This window comes from Xanthomonas protegens (genome assembly GCF_038442435.1).
Taxonomy (GTDB): domain Bacteria; phylum Pseudomonadota; class Gammaproteobacteria; order Xanthomonadales; family Xanthomonadaceae; genus Xanthomonas_A; species Xanthomonas_A sontii.
Genome location: NZ_JAQJCQ010000013.1, coordinates 73,476 through 95,840 on the forward strand (window position 1 = coordinate 73,476; position 22,365 = coordinate 95,840).

A 22,365-nucleotide genomic window follows, 5' to 3' on the forward strand; every position below is an offset into this window, starting at 1 on the left:
GATCGTCACGCCGCCGCGCGCTGAGCGCGGCACGGTCGCCGATGCCGCGGACGCATGCCGGCCTCAGTCGTCGCCGAGCACGCCCTGGGCGAACAGCCAGGCACGCAATGCCTCGACGCCGACGTAACGCTCGGCGCGCAGGCCCAGGGCGCGTGCCGCCTCGACATGGGCCGCCGTGTCATCGACGAACAGCACCTCGTCCGCGGCCATCCCGAGGTGCGCCAGCGCATGCAGGAAGATCGCCGGCTCCGGCTTGATCGCGCCGACCTCGCTCGAATTCACCACGGCATCGAACGCGTCGGCGATGCCCAGCGCCTGCAGATCGTGCGGCAGGCGCGAGGTGGCATTGCTCAGCAACACCACGGGCACGCGCTGGCGCGCCTGTCGCAGCAGCGCCAGCACGGGCTGGTTGAGGCGGGCCGCCGTCGGCGCGGACCACGCGGCGACCAAGGCCGCGACGACGGCCTCGGGCGCCAGCGCGGCGAGGCGCGCAGCCACCTCGGCCCGCCATTGCGGGTCGCTGGTCGTGCCGCGGATCGCCGGTTCCAGCAGCGCCGGCGCGAACGCCACCGCACGCAGACTGCCCGGCGGCACGCCGTGCGCGCGTTCCAGTGCCGCGTCGTCGTCGGGCCACAGCCGCAGCACGCCGTCCATGTCCACCAGCAGGGCGCGCGCCGCCGATGCAGCGGAACGCGCCTGCGCGATGGAACCCATCAGGCCTTCTCGAACACCAGCTTGCCGCCCTCGGCCTCGATCTTGATGGTGTCGCCGCTGAGGAACTGGCCGGACAGGATCTGCTGCGCCAGCGGATTCTCCAGTTGCGCCTGGATCGCGCGCTTCAGCGGCCGCGCACCGTACACCGGGTCGAAACCGACGTTGCCGAGCAGTTCCAGCGCGCGGTCGCTCAGTTCGATCTTCAGCCCGCGCTCGGCCAGGCGCTTCTCCAGGCCATGCAGCTGGATGCGCGCGATCGACTTGATCTGCGCCTTGTCCAGCGGATGGAACACCACGATGTCGTCCAGGCGGTTGATGAATTCCGGACGGAAGTGCGCCTGCACCACGCCCATCACCGCCGCCTTCATCTGCGTGTAGGCCTCGGCGCTGCCGTCGCCGCTCAGCTCCTGGATCTGGTGCGAACCGAGGTTGGAGGTCATCACGATGACGGTGTTGCGGAAGTCCACGGTGCGGCCCTGTCCATCGGTGAGGCGACCGTCGTCGAGCACCTGCAGCAGGATGTTGAACACGTCGCTGTGCGCCTTCTCGACCTCGTCGAGCAGGATCAGCGAATACGGCCGACGCCGCACCGCCTCGGTCAGGTAGCCGCCTTCCTCATAGCCGACATAGCCCGGAGGCGCACCGATCAGCCGCGCCACAGAGTGCTTCTCCATGAACTCGCTCATGTCGATGCGGATCATCGCGTCGCTGCTGTCGAACAGAAACTCGGCCAACGCCTTGCACAGCTCGGTCTTGCCGACGCCGGTGGGGCCCAGGAACAGGAACGAGCCACTGGGCCGGTTCGGATCGGACAGACCAGCGCGCGAGCGGCGCACCGCGTCGGACACCACCTTGATCGCCTCTTCCTGGCCGACCACGCGCTGGTGCAGTTCGTCCTCCATGCGCAACAGCTTGTCGCGCTCGCCCTCGAGCATCTTGTTGACCGGGATGCCGGTCCAGCGCGACACCACCTCGGCGATCTCTTCGGCGGTGACGCGGTCCTGCACCAGCTTGAAATCGTGCTGTTCGGCCTCGTTGGCCGCGGCCAGCTGCTTCTCCAGGTTCGGCAGCAGGCCGTACTGGATCTCGCTCATCTTGGCGTAGTCCTGGCGCCGCTGCGCCGCTTCCAGCTCGACGCGCGCCTGCTCGATCTGCTCCTTGATCTTGGTCGCGCCCTGCAACGCCGCCTTCTCCGACTTCCACACCTCGTCCAGATCGGAGAACTCGCGCTCGAGCTTGTCGATGTCGCTCTCCAGGTCGGCCAGGCGCTGCCGCGAAGCCTCGTCCTTCTCCTTCTTCAGCATCTCGCGCTGGATCTTGAGCTGGATCAGGCGCCGCTCCAGGCGGTCCAGTTCCTCCGGCTTGGAGTCGATCTCCATGCGGATGCGGCTGGCCGCCTCGTCCATCAGGTCGATGGCCTTGTCCGGCAACTGGCGGTCGGTGATGTAGCGGTTGGACAACGTCGCCGCGGCGACGATCGCCGGGTCGGTGATCTCCACCCCGTGGTGCACCGCGTAGCGCTCCTTGAGCCCGCGCAGGATGGCGATGGTGTCCTCCACGCTCGGCTCGCCGACGAACACCTTCTGAAAGCGCCGCTCCAGCGCAGCGTCCTTCTCGATGTACTTGCGGTACTCGTCCAGGGTGGTGGCGCCGATGCAGTGCAGCTCGCCGCGCGCCAGCGCCGGCTTGAGCATGTTGCCCGCGTCCATGGCGCCATCGGCCTTGCCGGCACCGACCATGGTGTGCAGTTCGTCGATGAACAGGATGATCTGGCCCTCGTTCTTGGACAGATCGTTGAGCACGCCCTTGAGCCGCTCCTCGAACTCGCCGCGGAACTTGGCGCCGGCGATCAGCGCGCCCATGTCCAGCGACAGCACGCGCTTGTCGCGCAGGCCTTCGGGCACTTCGCCGTTGACGATGCGCTGGGCCAGGCCCTCGACGATGGCGGTCTTGCCGACGCCGGGCTCGCCGATCAGCACCGGGTTGTTCTTGGTGCGCCGCTGCAGCACCTGCACGGTGCGGCGGATTTCCTCGTCGCGGCCGATCACCGGATCGAGCTTGCCGCTCTCGGCGCGCGCGGTGAGGTCGATGGTGTACTTCTCCAGCGCCTGGCGCTGTTCCTCGGCGTTCTCCGACTGCACGGTCTCGCCGCCGCGCAGCTTGTCGATGGCGGCCTCGAGCTTCTTCTTGTCGGCGCCGGCCGCGCGCAGCGCCAGGCCCAGCGCACCGCTGTCGTCGGCGGCGGCCAGCACGAACCACTCGCTGGCGATGAACTGGTCGTTGTGCTGCTGCGCCAGCTTGTCGGTCTGGTTGAGCAGGCGGCTGAGGTCGTTGCCCAGCGACACGTTGCCGGGCTGGCCGCTGACCTTGGGCAGCTTGTCCAGCGCCTCGCCGAGCCGCTCGCGCAGCACCGGCACGTTGACACCGGCCTGCGCCAGCAACGGCCGGGTGCTGCCGCCGGCCTGGTCGAGCAGCGCGACGAACACGTGCACCGGCTCGATGATGGTGTGGTCGCGGCCCACGGCCAGCGACTGCGCGTCGGCCAGGGCCTGCTGGAAGCGCGAGGTGAGCTTGTCCATCCGCATCGGGAAGTCCTCTGAATGAAAGGGCCGGCCGTGCCGGCATGCCAGCAAAATGCGGCTGTCCGCCCGTGTTTCAAGGCCGTCCAAGACGTCTGTATACGCTACGCAGGAGCAACGCGACCCGGTGTGCCGTTCGCCGCACTTTGGCACCGGCCAGTCACACGCCGCTACCGCAAGGGCGGCTACCCTCGGCGCTCCCGTCCCCACGCACAGGCCCCGCCATGCACTACGAGCTCTACTACTGGACCGGCATCCAGGGCCGCGGCGAGTTCGTGCGGCTGGCGCTGGAGGATGCCGGCGCCGGCTATCGCGACGTGGCCCGCGAGCAGGGCGACGCGGCGCTGCAGCCCTTCCTCGACGGCGCCCATGCCGGCGCACGCCCGTTCGCGCCGCCGTTTCTCAAGGCCGGCCGGCTGGTGATCGCCCAGGTCGCCAACATCCTGCACTACCTCGGCCCGCCGCTGGGCCTGGTGCCGGAAAGCGAATCGCGGCGACTGCAGGCCCTGCAACTGCAGTTGACCATCGCCGATCTGGTGACCGAGGTCCACGACAGCCACCATCCCATCGCCAGCGCGCTGTACTACCAAGACCAGCAAGCCGAAGCGCGGCGCCGTGCCGAGGACCTGCGCAAACAGCGGCTGCCGAAGTTCCTCGGCTATTTCGAGCAGGTGCTGGACCAGGGTGGCGGGCGCCACGCGCTGCGCGAGCATTCTTACGTGGACCTGTCGCTGTTCCAGCTGATGAGCGGGCTGGACTACGCCTTCCCGCAGGCGATGAAAAAACTCTCGCCGAAGCTGCCACGGCTGCGCGCGCTGCAGCAGCGCGTGTGCGAGCGCCCGGGCATCGCCACCTACCTCGCCTCGCCGCGGCGCCTGCCGTTCAACGAGAACGGCATCTTCCGGCATTACCCGGAGTTGGATGGCTGAGTAGGATTGCAGCGTTGTCATCGGCGCGCGGCGGCCGTCGGAAAGCAGCCGTCAAACCGCAGCACCGACGGGATGACGCAATAGAAGCATCGCGGCTGTAGGAGCGGCTTTAGCCGCGACAGGCATTATCGGTGACGCCTGTCGCGGCTAAAGCCGCTCCTACGAAAAACCAAAAATCGCTGCAGCGTATGCCGGCGCGCAAACGCGGGACCGAGCCCGAAGACGCGGCCGCACTATGAGGCACGCGCCTCGTGGCTCACTCTATCGCTCAGGTCCGCGTCAGGGCCTCGCGCACCGCGCGCAATTGCGCCTTGACCGCGGCGGCCTGGGTCGGACCCATGCGCAGCAGCGCCTTCTGCCCGATCGACAGCGACTCCAGCGCCGGATCGACGAAACGGTACTTGCCGCGCACCGGGTCGACCTCAACCGCCAGCGGCGCGGTCGGCGTCGGGGTCTGCAGCAGGTGGTCGATCACCTGCACCAGGCGATCGTTGAAGTAGCCCTGCGGATAGCCCAACTCCACATAGGCCTGCTGGAACAGCGGATAGAAGCGGCGATAGGCCGCCACCGCCGTGCCCGGATCGGCGCGGGTGAACGCCTCCACGTAGGGCGCATAGCGCTGTGCGTTGGCGTCGGCGATGACGCTGGTGCCGTTGGCATCGGTGCTCACCTGCAACTCGCCCGGCACCTGCCTGAGCGCCAGGGAGCGGGCCGTGACGCGGCGCTGGGTCAGGTTGTCGACCATGGTCACCAGGCGCTGGATCAGGTGGTCGCGCAGCAGCAGCGCCAGCGGTGCGTCACCGCCTACCAGCATGCGCAGTGCCGCCCAGGCGGCATCGTCGCTGGCGGCCAGGGCCGGAATCGCCGCGTCGGCGGCTTCCGCGGCATCGATGGGGTGCTGGATCGGCGGTGGCGTTGCCGCCGCGGCAGGCGCGGCAGGCGTTGCCGGCGCGACCGCGGCGGGCGGCGGCGCGACCGCGGCAGGTGCGGGCGCAGCGGCGGGCCACAGCGCGGCGATGTTGTCGCGGAACAACCAGGCCGCGGCGGCGGCTACCAGCACGGCGACCAGGATCCACGGCCAGAACGAGTGACGCGGCTGCATGGGATGCACATCTCCATCGGACAATGGAGGTGTGACCGCCGCGATGCGCACCGGTTCCAGCGCGCGACGGCTGGCGTTCAGTCTCGATGCACGCCTTGCGCGAGGCGCCAGCGCCCCGGCAGCGCCGCGCCCGCCACGATTACCCCTGCGGGCCCTCGGCAAAGGCGATGCGCGCGCCGACCCAATCGGCGACCAGCGCGGCCGCGACGCGGTCGGCCTGCGACGCCGGCATCGCCTTGTGCGCGATCATCCATTGCGCCGTGGCAGTCCGCGCCGGCTGCAGGGCCGCCAATGCCGCCTTGCGATCGGCCTGCGGCCACAGGCTCGCGTCGTGCCACGCGGCGATGGCGGCGGCCGGATCGCCGGGCGGCTCCGCGCCCTTGGGCTGCTTCAGCAACAACAGCGGCGATACCGTGGCCTGCAACGACAGCACCCGCCATGCGGCGAAATCCGCGTAGCGCATCGTGCCGGCGTCGTCGGACACGCGATCCACCAGGCTGCCGAACGCCTGCTGCAACCGCGTCCATGCGGGTTGATCGAACAGGCCGGGCAACGGCCGGCAGATCGGTGCGGAAAGATCGCGGCTGGAACCGTACAGCGGGCCCATGGCGTCGTAGGCCGCCTCGCCCTGCGCGGCGAACACAAAACAATGCACGTAGGGACGCGGATTCGGCTGCGTAGCCGCATCCGGCGTATAGCCGCTGCGTTCGATCCACAGCCGCAACAACGTCAGGTCGCGCGCTTCCCCGGCCTGTCGGCTGGTCGGCTCGGACGTGTCGAGCAACCCGGCGGACACCCCGTCCTGCTGCCTCAGCGCGGTGCTTGCGGACGCAAACCGGGCACGCGCTTCGGCCGCCTGCACCCCGGCCGCCGGCACGAAGCGATGCAGGTACACCAGCCAGGCCGAGGCCAGACCGCCATCGTAGGCGCGCAGCTGCGCCGCCGCCGCCGCCGGCGCGGTGGGAATGCTGGCGACGATGCGGTCGAAGCGCGCCGCCTGCGGCGCGAATTCGGCGTCCAGCGCGCGCACCCGCGCCTCCATTCGCTGTTTCAGGCAGGCACCCGGATCGGTCTCGGCCAGGCAGCTCTGACGCTGCGCCAGCCAGTCGCGCTGCGCGTTGCGCACGCCAGGCCGCTGCGCCGCCGGGACCACGTCGCGCAGCGCCGCATAGCGCAGGGCCAGCCATTCCTCCGTGGCGTCCAACCGCTTGTCCGTGCACAACAGCCGCTCCACCGCCGTGGATGCATTGCTGCAGTCGAACGACACCGCGCCGGCCTCGGGCATCCAGCCCAGCGCCAGCAGCAGTGCCAGCGCGCTCATGCGCAGGCCAGGGCGAGCGTTCATGCCTTCCTCCTCTCGTGCATCGTTGCGATCCCGGCACCGATTGTCGCGCCGCCGTCAGTCCAGCAGCACCGCGCGCGGCTTCTGCAACGACAGCAGGCCGAGCAGCGCGGCCAGCACCAGGTAGCCGCCGACGAACTGCCAGGCGATCAGCTTCGGCACGCCGCTCAGCGTCCACGGCAGGTACAGGCCACCGCGCGGATCCACCGAGTGGATCAGCCCGAACAGGGTCAGCCCAGCCGCTACCAGCAGGAACACGGCGGCACGGCGCAGGCGGCCGTCGACCATCGCCGCCACCGTGGCGATCCACAGCATCGCGGTGATGATGAAGCCGTTGCCCAGGGTCAGGATCACCGCCAGTTCCGGCAGGCCGTGGCCGTCCAGGGTGGTGGTGAGTTTCGCCAGCTGCTCCGGGGCGATCCAGCCCGGCGCCTTGATCGCCAGCAGGTACGCCACCGACGGCAGAAAACCCAGCACCATTGCCCCGGCGTGGCGCTTGGGCGTGGCCTGAAAGGCCTGGGTGGTGATGTCGATGGCGACGTAGACGATGATCGGCGCCAGCACCGCCATCGGCAGCCACTGCACCAGGCCGGCGACCAGCCCGAACATGCCGCCCAGGCCGATGAACAAACCGGTGAGCAAGGTGTAGCCGCTGCGCGCGCCCATGTGCTTGTAGGCCGGTTGGCCGATGTACGGCGTGGTCTGGGCGACGCCACCGCAGACACCGGCGATCAGGGTCGCGCCGGCCTCGACCAGCAGGATGTCGCGGGTGCGGTAGTCGTCGCCGGCGGCGCGTGCGCTTTCGCTGACGTTGATGCCGCCGACCACCATCAGCAGGCCGAACGGCAGCAGCAACGGCAGCAGCGGCACCGTGTCGGGCAGGCCGGTGACGAACCCCAGGCTCGGCCACGGCAACACCAGTTGCGGCGCGATCCACTGCGGCGCCTGGTGGCCGGGAATGCCGATCCCCGCGGCATTGGCCCAGTAGTACAGACCGGTACCCAACGCCAGCGCCAGCGGCACCCCCGGCAGGCGCCATGGCAGCCGCCCCTTGGCGATCAGCACGTACAGCAGCAGGCCCAGCACCACCAGCCCGACCAGCGGCGTGCGCAGCGCCTCCAGCAGCGGCAGGAAGCCCATCAGCACGATGGCGATGCCGGCGATGGAGCCGAGCAGCGCGGCGCGTGGCAGTGCGCGGGTCACCGCATCGCCGAAGAACGACAGCACCGTCTTCAGCATGCCCATCACCACCAGGGACGCCATGCCCAGGTGCCAGGTGGCCAGCGCCGCGGCCTGCGGGTCCAGGCCCTGCTGCTTGTAGCGCACGAACGCCGGACCGAGCACCAGCAGGGCCATGCCGATGCTGGTCGGCGCGTCCAGGCCCAGCGGCATCGCGGTGACATCGCTGCGCCCGCTGCGCGCGGCCAGCCGCCGCGCCATCCAGGTGTAGAGCAGGTTGCCGACCAGCACGCCGAAGGCGGTACCGGGAATCATCCGGGTGTAGATGACCTCGGCGGGGAACTGGAAGATTCCCACCAGCGCCAGGGTGATGAAGCCGAGGATCGACAGGTTGTCGACCACCAGGCCGAAGAAGCCGTTGAGGTCGCCGGCGACGAACCAACGCAGACGCGGCGAGACAGGAGCGGGAGTGGACATGCGGGCAGTGGCGGCGTTGGGGGTCGAAGGATGGTAAGGGGAAGCGGTGCCGACGGAGCGCTGCACGCGCAGGATGCCGTTTTCCGGCGACGGCGCGGCGCGGCGGCTACAACGGCAGATGCAGGAACTGGTTGAACGCGCTCGGCACGTAGTCGCCGAACGCCGGCCCGTTGCGGAAGCCGCGCCGGCGATACAACGCCAGCGCCGGCTCGAACGCCGCGCCGCTGCCGGTCTCCAGGCTCAGGCGCTGCAGGCCGTCGGCACGGGCGATCGCGATGAGGTGGTCGAGCAGGGCCGCTGCCGCGCCCTGGCGCAGGAACGCCGGATGCGTGCGCATCGACTTCAATTCGCCGCCGCCCTCGCCAAGCACCCGCAGCGCACCGACTGCGGCCAGCGCATCGTCGCGCCACACGCTCCACACCCGCACATCGGTGCGCCGCAGACCGGAAAGATCCAGCGCATACACGCTCCCCGGCGGCGACTGCGCCTGCATCTGCTGCAGGTGGTACTCCAGCAACCCCCGCACCGCCGGATCGTCCAACTCCCCCGGCCGAATCACGAACGACCCAACAGTCACCGCGGTCCGCCCTTGCGAATCCCCATTCCCCACTCCCGAATCTCCGCAGTCAAAACGACACGTCCACCGCCTGCCGCGCCCACAGCACCGACTGGTGCCCGGTGGCCTGCTTCCACGCCAGCCGGATCGCCTCGATGTCGGCGCGGCGCTGCGGGGTGTCCTCGTGCAGGATCACCAGCACCTTGGTGTTGAGCCGGTTCGGCTCCTTGGCGCCGCGGAACAGCCACTGGCCGTAGGCGTCGAACACGGTCAGGCCATCGGGAAAGCGCGGCGTGACCTCCTTGTCCAGGAACGCGCGCCAGCGCGCCTCGCTGATCGGCTCGGCCTGCGGGCGGTCGGCCGGGCCGCTCTCCTCGCCCACGCCGAAATACAACTCGCTGCGCACCCAGCCGCTCGCCTGCGCCGGCCGCGCCGCATCGCCCTGCAGCGTCGCGCTGACCTTGCTCGGCGCGGTGGGCGCGGACGGGGCGACGCTGGCGCAGGCGCTCAGGGCCAGGAGGACGGCGATCAACGGGGCGCGCAGCAGCATCGGCAAGGTCTCGGTCGGAACGGAAATGGGACAGGCGATCGTAGGCCAGACGCAGGACGTGCCCGGATAACTACAGGGCATGAGCTCATGCCCCACGGCACCGAACACGCGGCTCGCACATCGCCTTAACATCGGGCTAATATATCGCTTCATCCGGATGGATGCAGCAACCTTTGCCGACCCCAGTCGCCGCCATGGCCGGCGCGGCCGGTCTTGATGGTCATCGTTTCAGGAGAGAACCCCCATGTCGTCCCCGTTCGTCAGGCCGCTGAGCCTGGCCATCGCCCTGGCCCTGGCGGCCCCCGCGTTCGCCCAGGACGCCGCCCCGGCCACCGCGACCAATCTGGACACGGTGATCGTCACCGGCACCCGCGCCAGCGGCCGCACCGTGCTCGAATCCACCGCCCCGGTGGACGTGCTCAGCGCCGAGGACATCCGCAAGGCCGGCGTGGTCAACGGCGAACTCGGCAGCGCGCTGCAGGCGCTGCTGCCGTCCTTCAACTTCCCGCGCCAGTCCAACTCCGGCGGCGCCGACCACGTGCGCGCCGCACAGCTGCGCGGGCTCTCGCCCGACCAGGTACTGGTGCTGGTCAACGGCAAGCGCCGCCACACCTCGGCGCTGGTCAACACCGACAGCAAGATCGGCAAGGGCACCACGCCGGTGGACTTCAACGCCATCCCGATCAGCGCGATCAAGCGCATCGAAGTGCTGCGCGACGGTGCCGGCGCGCAGTACGGTTCCGACGCGGTGGCCGGGGTGATCAACGTGATCCTCGACGACGACCCGGACAGCGGTGCGCTGGAGGCCAGCTACGGCGCCAACCACACCGACGTCAAGCCGATCCACCGCACCCTCACCGACGGCCAGACCGGCTATGCCAGCGGCAAGGTCGGCACGCGCCTGGGCGAGGATGGCGGTTTCTTCAAGGTCGGCCTGGAACTGAAGAACCACGAGGCCACCAACCGTGCCGGCTTCGACCAGATCCCGCCGTTCGAGGAACAGACCCCGGCCAACCTGGCGCTGGCCGGCAAGCGCAACTATGAACTCGGCGACGGCGCCAGCAAGGATCTCAACGCCTGGATCAACGGCAAGCTGCCGTTCGGCCAGGGCAGCGAGGTCTATGCCTTCGGTACCTACAACCAGCGCGACACGCAGGGCGCCAACTACTTCCGCTACCCCGACGGCGCCGCCAACTGGACGCAGGTGTATCCGCAGGGCTACCGCCCGGTGTCGCTGGGCGAGAACCGCGACCTGCAGGCGGTGCTCGGCGCACGCGGGCAATGGGGCGAATGGGCCTACGACGCCAGCCTCGACTACGGCCGCAACGACTTCACCTACCGGCTCAAGCACTCGCTCAACGCCTCGCTGGGCCCGGGCAGCCCGACCCGCTTCAAGACCGGCGACTACGCCTTCGAGCAGGGCGTGGCCAACCTCGACCTGAGCCGCAGCTTCGACGCCGCCGGCGCCACCCACACCGTGGGCACCGGCGTGGAGCTGCGCCGCGAGCACTACCGCACCCGTCCGGGCGACCCGGCCAGCTACGCCGCCGGCCCCTACACCGACCGCCCCACCGGCGCCCAGGCCGGCGGCGGCCTGACCCCGCAGGATGCGGCCGACCTGTCGCGCAACGTCGCCAGCGTCTACGCCAGCGTGTCCAGCCAGTTCGGCGACAAGCTCTCCACCGATCTGGCCGCGCGCTACGAGCACTACCAGGACTTCGGCGGCGAACTGACCGGCAAGCTGGCCGCGCGCTACGAGTTCGTCCCCGCGTTCGCCCTGCGCGGCGCCATCTCCAACAACTTCCGCGCGCCGTCGCTGAGCCAGATCGGCTACGAGGCCAGTTCCACCGGCTACAACGCCAACGGGCAGTTGCTGCAGGGCCGCCTGCTCTCGGTCGACAACCCGATCGCGCAGGCGCTGGGCGCGCGCACGCTGCAGCCGGAAAAGTCGCGCAACTACAGCCTGGGCTTCACCAGCCGCGTCGGCAGCCACTTCGACCTGTCGCTGGACCTGTTCCAGATCGACATCGACAAGCGCATCGCGTTGTCGGAAAGCATCGACGGCGACGCCCTGACCGACTTCGTCGCGCAGCGCTTCGGCATCACCGGCCTGCAGAGCGCCAGCTTCTTCGTCAACGCCGCCGACACCCGCACCCGCGGTGCCGAACTGGTCAGCAACTGGCGGCAGGCGCTGGGCCAGGGCCAACTGCAGTTGACCGGCACCTGGAGCTACGCCAAGACCGAGCTGGAGAACGTGGTGGCCACGCCGGCGCAGTTGCTGGCGCTGAATCCGGACTACGTGTTGTTCGGCGTGGAAGAGCGCAACACCCTGACCGAGGCGACCCCGCGCACCCGCGCGCAGCTGGCGGCGAACTGGAGCGACGCGCGCTGGTCGCTGCAGACCCGCGTCACCCGCTACGGCAGCGCCACCCGCGTGTTCGACTTCGGCGGCGGCTTCGCCCCGGAGCAGACCTACAGCGCCAAGTGGCAACTCGACGCCGAGGTCGAGTACCACCTCACTCCGCAGTGGAGCGTGGCGGTGGGCGGACAGAACCTCACCGACGCCTACGCCGACCGCTCCAAGCCGGACATCGCCTACTTCGGCAACCTGCCCTACGACGTGCTCTCGCCGATCGGCAGCAATGGCGCTTACTACTATGGGCGGGTGCGGTACACCTTCTGACTGAGGTGCCGGGATTCGGGAGTCGGGATTGGGGATTCGTAGAAGCGGTGCGTCGGCGCTCGTGGAGCGCTATCCAATCCCGACCCCAATCCCGGCATCTGCAGACAGCCGGGATTCGGGAGTCGGGATTAGGGATTGGCAAGGACGGTGCGTCGGCGCTCGCAGAGCGCTAGCCAATCTGGAATCCCCACTCTTCCAATCCCGGCACGTGCGGACAGCCGCAGCCGCCAGGCGCTCGCTTTTGCGAATCCCCACTCCCGAATCCCGAATCCCCGCCCCAATCCACCTGACGCTAACGCCATCCCGTTCATGATGATGGGATGGCAGACGCGCTCCCCCTCCGACCGCCGCCGCCGCGTCTGGACGATGCCTGCGCATTGTTCCTGGACGTGGACGGCACCCTCATCGCCTTTGCCGAACGCCCCGACCAGGTGCAGCTGTTGCCCGAGGTGCGTGAGGCGATCGGCCGCCTGCACCAGCGCCTCGGTGGCGCGGTGGCGCTGGTCAGCGGACGTCCGCTGACGCAACTGGACGCCTTGTTCGCGCCGCTGCGGCTGCCCGCCGCGGGCCTGCACGGCCACGAACTGCGCAGCGACGCCGACGCTCAGGCGGCGATGCCCGCCGATACCTCCGAGTTTCTGCATGCGCTGCATGCGCGTGCCGCGCACCTGCGCCAGGCGCATCCGGGCGTGCTGGTCGAGGACAAGGGCGCCAGCGTGGCCCTGCACTGGCGTGCGGCGCCGAGCGCGGCCGAGGCCGTGCTGGCGTTCGCGCGCGAACAGCTCGCCGACCTGCCCGGCTACCGCCTGCAGCCCGGCGACCACGTGGTCGAGTTCGTGCCCGAGGGCAGCGACAAGGGCGTGGCGCTGACCACGCTGCTGCAGCAACCGCCGTTCCGCGGGCGCCGCCCGGTGTTCGTCGGCGACGACCTCACCGACGAATTCGGCTTCGCCGCGGCCAACCAGGCCGGTGGCTGGAGCGTGCTGGTCGGCACCCGCGCCGACAGCGTCGCCACCTATGCGCTGCCCGATCCACGCGGCGTACACGCCTGGCTGCGCGATAACGCCGGATGAGGCCGTCACCACGCCCGCCCACCTGCGCCCCGTGGCCGCTTCCCCCACTGCTTCCGCACAAGGACCCGACCGCTCCATGAGTTCCCCCAATCTCGACCTCGGCGTCATCGGCAACGGCAGCTTCGGCGCCCTGATCGACAAACGGGCCAGCGTGGTGTGGAGCTGCCTGCCGGCCTTCGACGGCGATCCGGCGTTCTGCGCCCTGCTCTCCCCGCGCGCGCACCCCGGCGGCGATTTCAGCATCGAACTGGAAGACTTCGTCGACAGCGATCAGCACTACCTGGCCAACACCGCGATCCTGCGCACCGTGCTGCGCGACGCCCATGGCGGCGCGGTGGAGGTGATCGACTTCGCGCCGCGCTGGCGCAACCACGGCCGCTTCTATCGCCCGGTCAGCATCATCCGCCAGGTGCGGCCGCTGGCCGGCAACCCGCGCATCCGCGTGCTGGCCAGGCCGCTGGCCGACTGGGGCGCGCGCCAGCCGGAGAGCACCTGGGGCAGCAACCACGTGCGCTGGCTGCTGCCGGACTTCACCCTGCGCCTGACCACCGACGTGCCGGTGCGCTTCATCCGCGACGAACTGCCGTTCGTGCTCAACCACCCGGTCAACCTGATGCTGGGCGTGGACGAATCGCTGACCCGCTCGCTGACCGGCTACATCCAGGAAGCGCAGGAACGCACCGAGGAATACTGGCGCGAGTGGGTACGCTACCTGTCGGTGCCGCTGGACTGGCAGGACGCGGTGATCCGCAGCGCGATCACCCTGAAGCTGTGCCAGTACGAGGACAGCGGCGCGATCATCGCGGCGATGACCACCTCCATCCCGGAAGCGCCGGACACCCCGCGCAACTGGGACTACCGCTACTGCTGGCTGCGCGATGCCGCCTTCGTGGTGCGCGCGCTGAACCGGCTCGGCGCCACCCGCACGATGGAGCAATTCCTCGGCTACATCTTCAACATCGCCACCACCGACGGCAGCCTGCAGCCGCTCTACGGCATCGGCTTCGAGGCGGCGCTGGAAGAACACGAGGTCGAGTCGCTGGCCGGCTACCGCGGCATGGGCCCTGTGCGGCGCGGCAACCTGGCCTGGATCCAGAAGCAGCACGACGTCTACGGCAGCGTGGTGCTGGCCTCCACGCAGTTGTTCTTCGACCTGCGCCTGAAGGATCCCGGCGATACCCACACCTTCCTGCGCCTGGAGCCGCTGGGCGAGCGCGCGTTCGAACTGCACGACGTGCCCGATGCCGGCCTGTGGGAGTTCCGCGGCCGCGCCGAGGTGCACACCTACACCAGCGCGATGTGCTGGGCCGCCTGCGACCGCCTGGCCAAGATCGCCGCGCGGCTGGGCCTGGACGAACGCGTGGCGCACTGGCGCGACCGCGCCGAGCGCATCCACGCACGCGTGCTGGCCGAGGCCTGGAGCACGGAGCTGGGCCACTTCACCGACACCTTCAACGGCCACCGGCTGGACGCGTCGCTGCTGTTGCTGGCCGACATCGGCTTCATCGCCCCGGACGATCCGCGCTTCATCGCCACGGTCGAGGCGATCGGCCGCGACCTGAAGCATGGCGATGCGCTGTACCGCTACGTGGCGCCGGACGATTTCGGCGAACCGGAGACCAGCTTCACCATCTGCACGTTCTGGTACATCGACGCCCTGGCCGCGATCGGCCGCAAGGAGGAGGCGCGCGAGCTGTTCGAGCGCATCCTCGCTCGGCGCAATCACCTTGGCCTGCTGTCGGAGGATCTGGCCTTTGACAACGGCGAAGCCTGGGGCAATTTCCCGCAGACCTATTCGCATGTCGGCCTGATCATCGCCGCCATGCGCTTGTCGCGCAGTTGGCAGGAGGCATCATGAGCAGACTGGTGGTGGTATCCAACCGCGTGGCCTTGCCCGGCGAGAACCGCGCCGGCGGCCTGGCGGTGGGCTTGCTGGCGGCGCTGAAGGAGCGCGGCGGCGTGTGGTTCGGCTGGAGCGGCAAGACCGTGCGCGGCGACAGCGGCGCCATGCACGAGCAGACCCAGGGCGACATCCGCTTCGTCACCATGGATCTGAATCGCGCCGACCTGGACGCGTACTACAACGGCTTCGCCAACCGCACGCTGTGGCCGCTGCTGCACTTCCGCCTGGACCTGGTCGACTACGACCGCGCCACGCGCGAGGGCTACCGCCGGGTCAACGCCATGTTCGCCGACAAGCTCGCGCCGCTGCTGCGCGAGGACGACACGGTGTGGATCCACGATTATCACCTGATCCCGCTGGCCTCGCTGCTGCGCGAGCGCGGCATCGGCTGCCGCATCGGCTTCTTCCTGCACGTGCCGTTCCCCTCCGCCGACCTGATCCAGGCACTGCCGGACCACGCGCGGCTGTTCTCCGGCTTCTACGCCTACGACCTGATCGGCTTCCAGACGCGCCGCGACGTCGACCGCTTCCAGGCCTACGTGCGCCTGTTCGGCGGCGGCAAGGTGATCAAGGATGGCGTGCTGGAAGCGCCGGGCGGGCGCCGGTTCCGCGCGGCCATGTTCCCGATCGGCATCGACACCGAACTGATCGCGCAGCAGGCGCGCGCAGCGATGTCCAAGCCGGCGGTGCGCGACCTGCGCAGCAGCCTGCGCGATCGCCAGCTGGCGATCGGCGTGGACCGGCTGGACTACTCCAAGGGCCTGCCGGAACGCTTCCTCGGCTTCGAGCGCTACCTGGAGCGGCATGCCGACCAGCGCGGCAGCCTCACCTACCTGCAGATCGCCCCGGTCTCGCGCGGCGACGTCACCGAATACAAGCAGTTGCGCAACCAGCTCGAGCAGATCGCCGGCCACATCAACGGCGGTCACGCCGAGCCGGACTGGACGCCGCTGCGCTACGTCAACCGCAACTTCACCCACGCCACCCTGACCGGCTTCTACCGCGCCGCGCAGGTCGGCCTGGTGACGCCGCTGCGCGACGGCATGAACCTGGTGGCCAAGGAATACGTGGCCGCGCAGGATCCGGAGAATCCCGGCGTGCTGGTGCTGTCGCTGCTGGCCGGCGCCGCTGACGAGCTGAAGGAAGCGCTGCTGGTCAATCCGCACGACCTGGACGGCGTCGCCGATGCCATCGCCACCGGCGCGTCGTTGCCCAAGGCCAAGCGCATCGAACGCTGGCAGGCGATGATGGACCACCTGCGCAAGCACGACATCAACGCATGGCGCCAGCGCTATCTGCAGGCGCTGGAGAGCGTGCGCTAGCCGCGGCACACGCGTTGCACCACGCGGCGCGCAGCGCCTGCGCGCCGCACGATCGCGCCATGCGCCGTCTCCCTGCACCGCATGACGCAGTGTTCCGCATGCCATCACGGCCCGACGACCTGCACCGCCTAAAATAGGCCGCACGTGCCGCGCCGGTTCCGCGCTTTCCGAGAACGCGGCAGCGCGGTCGCTGCCTTGCGATGCGCGCCGTCCTCTCGACCCCGCGCTCGCCTCTCCCCCCACGATCGCCTGCATCGCCGCCAGTCGCGCCACGCGCCAGGGATCCTCGTCGGATGTTTCGCTCATGACCGTTTCTCCCCCACCGAATGGAGCCGGCCGCTGGCTGTTCGCCGGCTATGCCCTCCTCATCGCCGTGATCGGCGTCGCCCTCGCCGTCATGGGCGGGCAACTCGCCGCCGTCGGCGGCTCCTGGTACTACCTGCTCGCCGGCGTGGCGCTGGCCGCGTCCGGCGTGCTGCTCGCGCTCGGCCGCCGCATCGGCCTGTGGCTGTTCGGCGTCACCCTGGCCGCGACCATCGCCTGGGCTCTGGCCGAGGTCGGCCTGGACGGCTGGGCGCTGATTCCGCGTCTGGCGATGATCTCGGTGCTGGGCCTGCTGCTTTTGCCGTTCTGGAGGGTCGCGCGCTGGCGTTTGGCGCCCGTGTCCGGCATCGGCTACCTGCTGGTCGCCGGCGTGCTGCCGGTGCTCGGCGCGGCGCTGGTGTTCGTGCCGCTGCTGTTCCCGCGCACGGTGGAACTGGCCGACCCCGGCCTCGCCGCGCAGCGTCCGCAGGCCGCCTTCAGCCGCGCGACCGTGGACAGCCCCGACCGCAACGTCGCCGGCAACCACGATGCCGGCAACTGGACCGCCTATGCCGGGTCCAACCTGTCCAACCACTACAGCCCCGGCGCACAGATCACCCCGGACAACGTCAAGGACCTGAAGATCGCCTGGGAATTCCACACCGGCGACCTCAAGCCGGCCGGCTCCAAGCTCGGCTACGCATTCCAGAACACCCCGCTGAAGGTCGGCGACCTGGTCTACATCTGCACGCCCACGCAAAAGGTGATCGCAGTGGAGGCCACCACCGGCAAGGAGCGCTGGCGCTTCGATCCGCAGACCAATCCCAAGGCCATGGCCGGCGTCGCCGCCACCACCTGCCGCGGCGTGTCCTACTTCGAGGCGACCACGCCGGTGGCGGAATGCGCCAAGCGCATCTTCTGGCCGATGGTGGACGGCCGCCTCGGCGCGCTCGATGCGATGACCGGCAAGCTCTGCGACAGCTTCGGCACGCACGGCTATGTCGATCTGAACAAGGACACCGGCAACACCAAGCCCGGCTTCGTCGGCCCCACCTCGCCGCCGGTGGTGATGCGCGGCGTGGTGATCCAGCCCACCGGGCAGATCCGCGACGGCCAGGAACGCGACGCGCCGTCCGGCGTGGTGCGCGCCTTCGACGCGATCAGCGGGCAGTTGCGCTGGGCCTGGGACCTGGGCAACCCGGCGATCGACGCGGCGCCGCCGGCCGGCCAGACCTACACCCGCTCGACCCCGAACGTGTGGTCGCTGATGGCCGCCGACGACCAGTTGGGCCTGGTCTACCTGCCCACCGGCAACGCCTCCGGCGATTTCTTTGGCAAGCAGCGCACCCCGCAGGAAGAGGAGTACACCGCTTCGCTGGTCGCGCTGGATGCGGCCACCGGCAAGGAACGCTGGCACTTCCGCACCATCAACCACGACCTGTGGGACTACGACATCGGCCCGCAGCCGAACCTGGTGGATTTCCCGGTACCCGGCGGCGGCACTCGCCCGGCGGTGATCCAGGCCACCAAGTCCGGCCAGGTGTTCGTGCTCGACCGCGAAACCGGGGCGCCGATCATGCCGGTGCAGCAGATCCCGGTGCCGCAGGGCACCGACCACGGCGACTGGACCGCCAAGACCCAGCCGGTGTCGCCGGGCATGCCCAATACCGTGGGCGCGCCGAGCAAGGACTACGAGACCATCGTCGAATCCGATGCCTGGGGCATCACCCCGTTCGACCAGTTGGCCTGCCGCATCCAGTTCAAGCGGCTGCGCTACGAGGGCATGTTCACCCCGCCCAGCCTGGGCGGTTCGCTGGCCTTCACCGGCAACCACGGCGGCATCAACTGGGGCGGCGTGTCGGTGGACCTGCAGCGCGGCATCATGGTGATGAACAGCAATCGCCTGCCCTACACCGAGCACGTGTATCCGCGAAAGGAAATGCAGGCGCTGGGCGTGGTGTCGGTGTTCAACGGCAAGAGCAAGACACCCGGCTACATGGCCCAGGAAGGCCTACCCTACGGCGCGCGCAAGGAGCCGTGGATGTCGCCGCTCAACACCCCGTGCGTGGCGCCGCCGTGGGGCTACATCTCCGGCGTGGACCTGCGCACCCAGCAGGTGATCTGGCGGCGTCCGCTGGGCACCGGCTACGACCAGGGCCCGATGGGCATTCCCTCGAAGATGAAGTTCGAACTGGGCACGCCCAATAACAGCGGCTCGCTGGCCACCGCCGGCGGCGTGACCTTCATCGGCGCGGCGCTGGACAACTTCCTGCGCGGCTACGACACCCAGACCGGCAAGCTGCTGTGGGAAGTGCGCGTGCCGGCCGGCCCGCAGGCCGCGCCGCTGAGCTACACCGTCGATGGCAAGCAGTACATCGTCGCCGCGATCGGCGGCCACGACCGCATGGAGACCAAGGCCGGCGACAGCGTGATCGCCTGGACCCTGCCCGACGCGGCGACGCCGGCGAAGTAAGTAGGCAACGCAACCTTACCCCGCCACCGGCCGCACGCATGCGGCCGGTGGCGTATCGCCGCCCTGGCGCTGATTTTCAGGGCTCGCCCGAGCCGCTTCCTGCGCGCGGCACTGAGTCAATCACCTGCTGCACTGCAGCACACCATCACGCCTTTGGCACCAAGCAGCGCGCGTTCAGGCCATGTAAAGTTTCCGACGAACGGCAGGTGAAGGCGATCAAGCCGGCGCGGTGATACGCCGATACTGGATGAACCCCCGCGCGATTGCATCGCCCTCGCGGCGTTGCCCGTTGTTTCCCAGCCGGTGCAGACCATGCCCTCGCCAACCGCCGCTCTCCACCCCACCGCCTCCTGGCTGCGCCCGCGTTCGGCGCTGCTCGCCCTGTCCCATGTCCTGGTCCTGCTGGCGCTGGCCGGCTATGCGTTGCACGTCGGCCGCACAGTGGGAGCCAACGGATCGGCATTGCCGCGGTTGCTGCCGGCGCTGCTGCTCGCCGTGGCCGCAGCCGCGGCACTGGTCTGGCTCGGCAGACGCAGCGCGCCACGCGCCCTGGAACGCGCCACGCAGGCGCTGCAGGCACTGGGCGAAGGCCGCTTCGAGCAGCGTGTGGAAGTGCTCGGGGACACGGCCGAGGTGGCGCTGCTGCGCGCGCTGCAGAACGCGCAACAGGCGCTGGCGGCACGCCAGGCGCAGACCGAGGCGGAACTGCGCCACGGCCGTTTCGTGATCCAGGCGCTGGACGATCTCGACACCATGGTGCGCATCGCCGACGACGATGGCCGCGTGCATTTCGCCAACCGCAAGCTGCTGCAGATGCTGCGCACCATCGAACCGGACGTGCAGCGCTTCCGCCCCGAATTCCGCGCCGAACAGTTCGTCGGCGGCAGCATCGGCGACATCTATCCGGACAGCCAGGCGGCGATCGATCGCATGCGCGCGCTGACCGGCTCCAAGCGCGTGCGCGCGCCGTTCTTCGGCCGCCAGATCGATTTCGTGTACAGCCCGATCAATGACGCCGACGGCCACCGCCTGGGCACCATCGCGCAATGGGAAGAGGTAACCGCGCAGGTCGCCGCCGAACAGGCGCTGGCCACGGTGATCGAGGCCGCCGCGCACGGCGATTTCAGCCAGCGCATCGAGACCGCGGCGATGGACGGCGTCCTCAAGTCGCTGGCCGAGGGCGTCAACCGCATCTCCGATGGGGTGGAGAGCAACCTGGCGGAACTGGCCGGGGCGCTGACGGCGCTGGCCGAAGGCGACCTCACCCACCGCGTCGACGGCCAGGCGCAGGGCGTGTTCGCGCGCTTGCGCGAGGACACCAACCGCACCGTCGCCAAGCTCACCGAGATCATCGTCGGGATCCAGGAGTCGGCCGACACGATCCGCCGCGCCGCCTCGGAGATCGCCGCAGGCAATACCGACCTGTCCGACCGCACCGAACAGCAGGCGGCGAGCCTGGAGGAGACCGCCAGCTCGATGGAAGAGTTGACCTCGGCGGTGAAGCAGAACGCCGACAACGCGCAGCAGGCCAACGGCCTGGTGCAGAACACCGGCGAGGTCGCCCGTTCCGGCGGCCAGGTGATGGACGAGGTGGTGGCGACGATGCGTGCGATCAGCACGTCCTCGCAGCGCATCGGCGAGATCATCGGCGTGATCGATGGCATCGCCTTCCAGACCAACATCCTGGCGCTCAACGCCGCGGTGGAAGCGGCGCGCGCCGGCGAACAGGGCCGCGGGTTCGCCGTGGTCGCCTCGGAAGTGCGGTCGCTGGCGCAGCGCTCGGCCGATGCGGCCAAGGAGATCAAGGATCTGATCGAGGCGTCCACGCGCACCGTCGGCGAAGGCGCCGCCCTGGTCAACCGCGCCGGCGCGACCATGCACGAGATCGTCGGTTCTGTGCAGCGGGTGACCGGCCTGATCGGCGAGATCAGCGCCGCCAGCGGCGAGCAGTCCAGCGGCATCGAACAGGTCAACCGCACCGTGGCGCAACTGGACGAAGTGACCCAGCGCAACGCCGCCCTGGTCGAGGAAGCCACCGCCGCCGCGCGCAGCATGGAGGAGCAGGCCGGCGGCCTGGCTGCGGCGGTCGGCGTGTTCCGGCTCGAGACGGGACAAGGGCGGCCGGGCGGCAGCAATGTCACCCCACTGCTGCGCCGTACGTATTGAGGCGACGCACGCGACGACCGCCCGCCTTGTCCAGGATCAGGCAAAGCTCATGAATTGCTGGAGCAGGAACTGCAACTGGCTGGCGCGGGTGGGAAACTCGCTCTGAGGAAAGTACCCGGTGTCGGTATTGATGACCGTCACGACGTCATCGCCATTGGGCGCTTGCGAAACGAAGGATTGCTGGGCCTGCCCGAGCAGCATCAATTGCCCCAGCACATGCGGGTAGTAATCGGCATAGAACCGCTCCACCGCCTCGCGCGTGGCGAAGGCATGACCGGCATGGGCCTTCTTGCTGGGGCCGGTTGCATCGACCACCTTCAACGGCTTGTACACGTTGCCGGTCTTTTGCTTGTCGCCGCCCCACACTGTTCCGGCCAAGGCGCCCTCGTTGACGAAGACGACGGCGTCGTTCAACTCCAGTGGCTGAGCGGTATTCTGCTGAATGATCTCGTCGGTGCGTCGCGCGACCAGTTTCAGGCGTTCGATGCTGGCGGCGATGTCGGCTGCATTTGCGCCGAGTTCGCGATACAGCGCCACATTCTGGATGTTCTGCGCGAAGGTGTCGTCCCGGTCCCAGTCGCCAACATAGAGCCCCACCACGCGCGTCGGCCTTTCGTAGATGGCGAAACCGGATCGATGCAATGGGCGCAAGCGGATGAACGGGCCCGTTCCGCTCATGTAGTAGGTACTGGGCAACTGCTCGCCGACAAATCTGTAGTTCTTGATATCGATCGTGCCGAACACGCGATTGCTTGGATGGATCAGCCGCGCAGGCGTAGGACTGGGCATAGCGGAACTCCTCTCGGGCGGGTGTGGGAGCGTGGAAACGGGGGGCACCACGGTGCTATCTGCCAAGGAGGCTGACGGACGCCGCTGCCAGCGCCTTGCCAGCAGAAGCAGCAGAGGCATCTCCATCGTTGCCGGTCCGATCGCGTGTGTGGCCCGTCCGTCAAGAACGGCCACCGCAGGCACTTGTGAACCCGCGGCGATGGATTCGCGCAAGGAAACAGCCGA

Annotated in this window: 15 protein-coding genes; 7 read left to right on the plus strand and 8 right to left on the minus strand. The window is 69.3% G+C overall.

The features are described 5' to 3' along the window. Positions 1-63: 63 nt before the first annotated feature. A complete protein-coding gene (locus PIQ37_RS15250) occupies positions 64-714 on the minus strand; it encodes an HAD-IA family hydrolase (protein WP_342074087.1) in 651 nt (216 codons plus the stop codon). Then, positions 714-3,299, minus strand: a complete 2,586-nt coding sequence (gene clpB, locus PIQ37_RS15255; protein ID WP_342074088.1) for an ATP-dependent chaperone ClpB — start codon at positions 3,297-3,299, stop codon at positions 714-716. The genes PIQ37_RS15250 and clpB overlap by 1 nt, the downstream gene beginning before the upstream one ends. A gap of 218 nt (positions 3,300-3,517) precedes the next feature. On the opposite strand from clpB, the gene PIQ37_RS15260 reads away from it, so the two are divergent. Continuing rightward, a complete protein-coding gene (locus PIQ37_RS15260) occupies positions 3,518-4,222 on the plus strand; it encodes a glutathione S-transferase (RefSeq protein WP_342074089.1) in 705 nt (234 codons plus the stop codon). 268 nt (positions 4,223-4,490) lie between these two features. On the opposite strand, the gene PIQ37_RS15265 is transcribed toward PIQ37_RS15260, so the two are convergent. The 5 genes from PIQ37_RS15265 to PIQ37_RS15285 all read right to left on the minus strand — a co-directional run bounded on the left by PIQ37_RS15265 (position 4,491) and on the right by PIQ37_RS15285 (position 9,428). Beyond that, positions 4,491-5,324 carry a DUF3014 domain-containing protein gene (locus tag PIQ37_RS15265; protein WP_342074090.1) on the minus strand — a complete coding sequence of 278 codons (834 nt, stop codon included), beginning with the start codon at positions 5,322-5,324 and terminating at the stop codon, positions 4,491-4,493. Positions 5,325-5,463: 139 nt separating this feature from the next. Continuing rightward, positions 5,464-6,669, minus strand: a complete 1,206-nt coding sequence (locus PIQ37_RS15270; RefSeq protein WP_342074091.1) for a lysozyme inhibitor LprI family protein — start codon at positions 6,667-6,669, stop codon at positions 5,464-5,466. A 54-nt stretch (positions 6,670-6,723) separates the two neighbouring features. Beyond that, positions 6,724-8,322 (minus strand): hypothetical protein, encoded by a 1,599-nt coding sequence (locus PIQ37_RS15275; protein WP_342074092.1) that lies wholly within the window; start codon positions 8,320-8,322, stop codon positions 6,724-6,726. A gap of 106 nt (positions 8,323-8,428) precedes the next feature. Next, positions 8,429-8,848 (minus strand): GNAT family N-acetyltransferase, encoded by a 420-nt coding sequence (locus PIQ37_RS15280; RefSeq protein ID WP_342074093.1) that lies wholly within the window; start codon positions 8,846-8,848, stop codon positions 8,429-8,431. 100 nt (positions 8,849-8,948) lie between these two features. After that, positions 8,949-9,428 (minus strand): DUF3574 domain-containing protein, encoded by a 480-nt coding sequence (locus PIQ37_RS15285; protein ID WP_342074094.1) that lies wholly within the window; start codon positions 9,426-9,428, stop codon positions 8,949-8,951. Between the two features lie 244 nt (positions 9,429-9,672). Between PIQ37_RS15285 and PIQ37_RS15290 the strand changes: the two genes are divergently transcribed. The 6 genes from PIQ37_RS15290 (at position 9,673) to PIQ37_RS15315 (ending at position 21,351) form a co-directional block, all read left to right on the plus strand. After that, positions 9,673-12,111 (plus strand): TonB-dependent receptor plug domain-containing protein, encoded by a 2,439-nt coding sequence (locus tag PIQ37_RS15290; protein ID WP_342074095.1) that lies wholly within the window; start codon positions 9,673-9,675, stop codon positions 12,109-12,111. Between the two features lie 320 nt (positions 12,112-12,431). Further along, the gene (gene otsB, locus PIQ37_RS15295; RefSeq protein WP_342074096.1) at positions 12,432-13,184 is read left to right on the plus strand and encodes a trehalose-phosphatase; all 753 of its coding nucleotides are present in this window, start codon (positions 12,432-12,434) and stop codon (positions 13,182-13,184) included. A gap of 76 nt (positions 13,185-13,260) precedes the next feature. Continuing rightward, complete coding sequence (locus tag PIQ37_RS15300) at positions 13,261-15,042, plus strand: glycoside hydrolase family 15 protein (RefSeq protein ID WP_342074097.1); 1,782 nt, start codon at positions 13,261-13,263, stop codon at positions 15,040-15,042. Continuing rightward, positions 15,039-16,409, plus strand: a complete 1,371-nt coding sequence (otsA, locus tag PIQ37_RS15305) for an alpha,alpha-trehalose-phosphate synthase (UDP-forming) (RefSeq protein WP_017916188.1) — start codon at positions 15,039-15,041, stop codon at positions 16,407-16,409. The genes PIQ37_RS15300 and otsA overlap by 4 nt, the downstream gene beginning before the upstream one ends. 304 nt (positions 16,410-16,713) lie before the next feature. Continuing rightward, complete coding sequence (locus PIQ37_RS15310; RefSeq protein ID WP_407136772.1) at positions 16,714-19,185, plus strand: membrane-bound PQQ-dependent dehydrogenase, glucose/quinate/shikimate family; 2,472 nt, start codon at positions 16,714-16,716, stop codon at positions 19,183-19,185. Between the two features lie 312 nt (positions 19,186-19,497). Then, a complete protein-coding gene (locus PIQ37_RS15315) occupies positions 19,498-21,351 on the plus strand; it encodes a methyl-accepting chemotaxis protein (protein ID WP_342074098.1) in 1,854 nt (617 codons plus the stop codon). 36 nt (positions 21,352-21,387) lie between these two features. Here the strand turns inward: PIQ37_RS15315 and PIQ37_RS15320 are convergent, their stop codons facing one another. After that, the gene (locus tag PIQ37_RS15320) at positions 21,388-22,140 is read right to left on the minus strand and encodes a hypothetical protein (protein WP_342074099.1); all 753 of its coding nucleotides are present in this window, start codon (positions 22,138-22,140) and stop codon (positions 21,388-21,390) included. Positions 22,141-22,365: the final 225 nt, after the last annotated feature.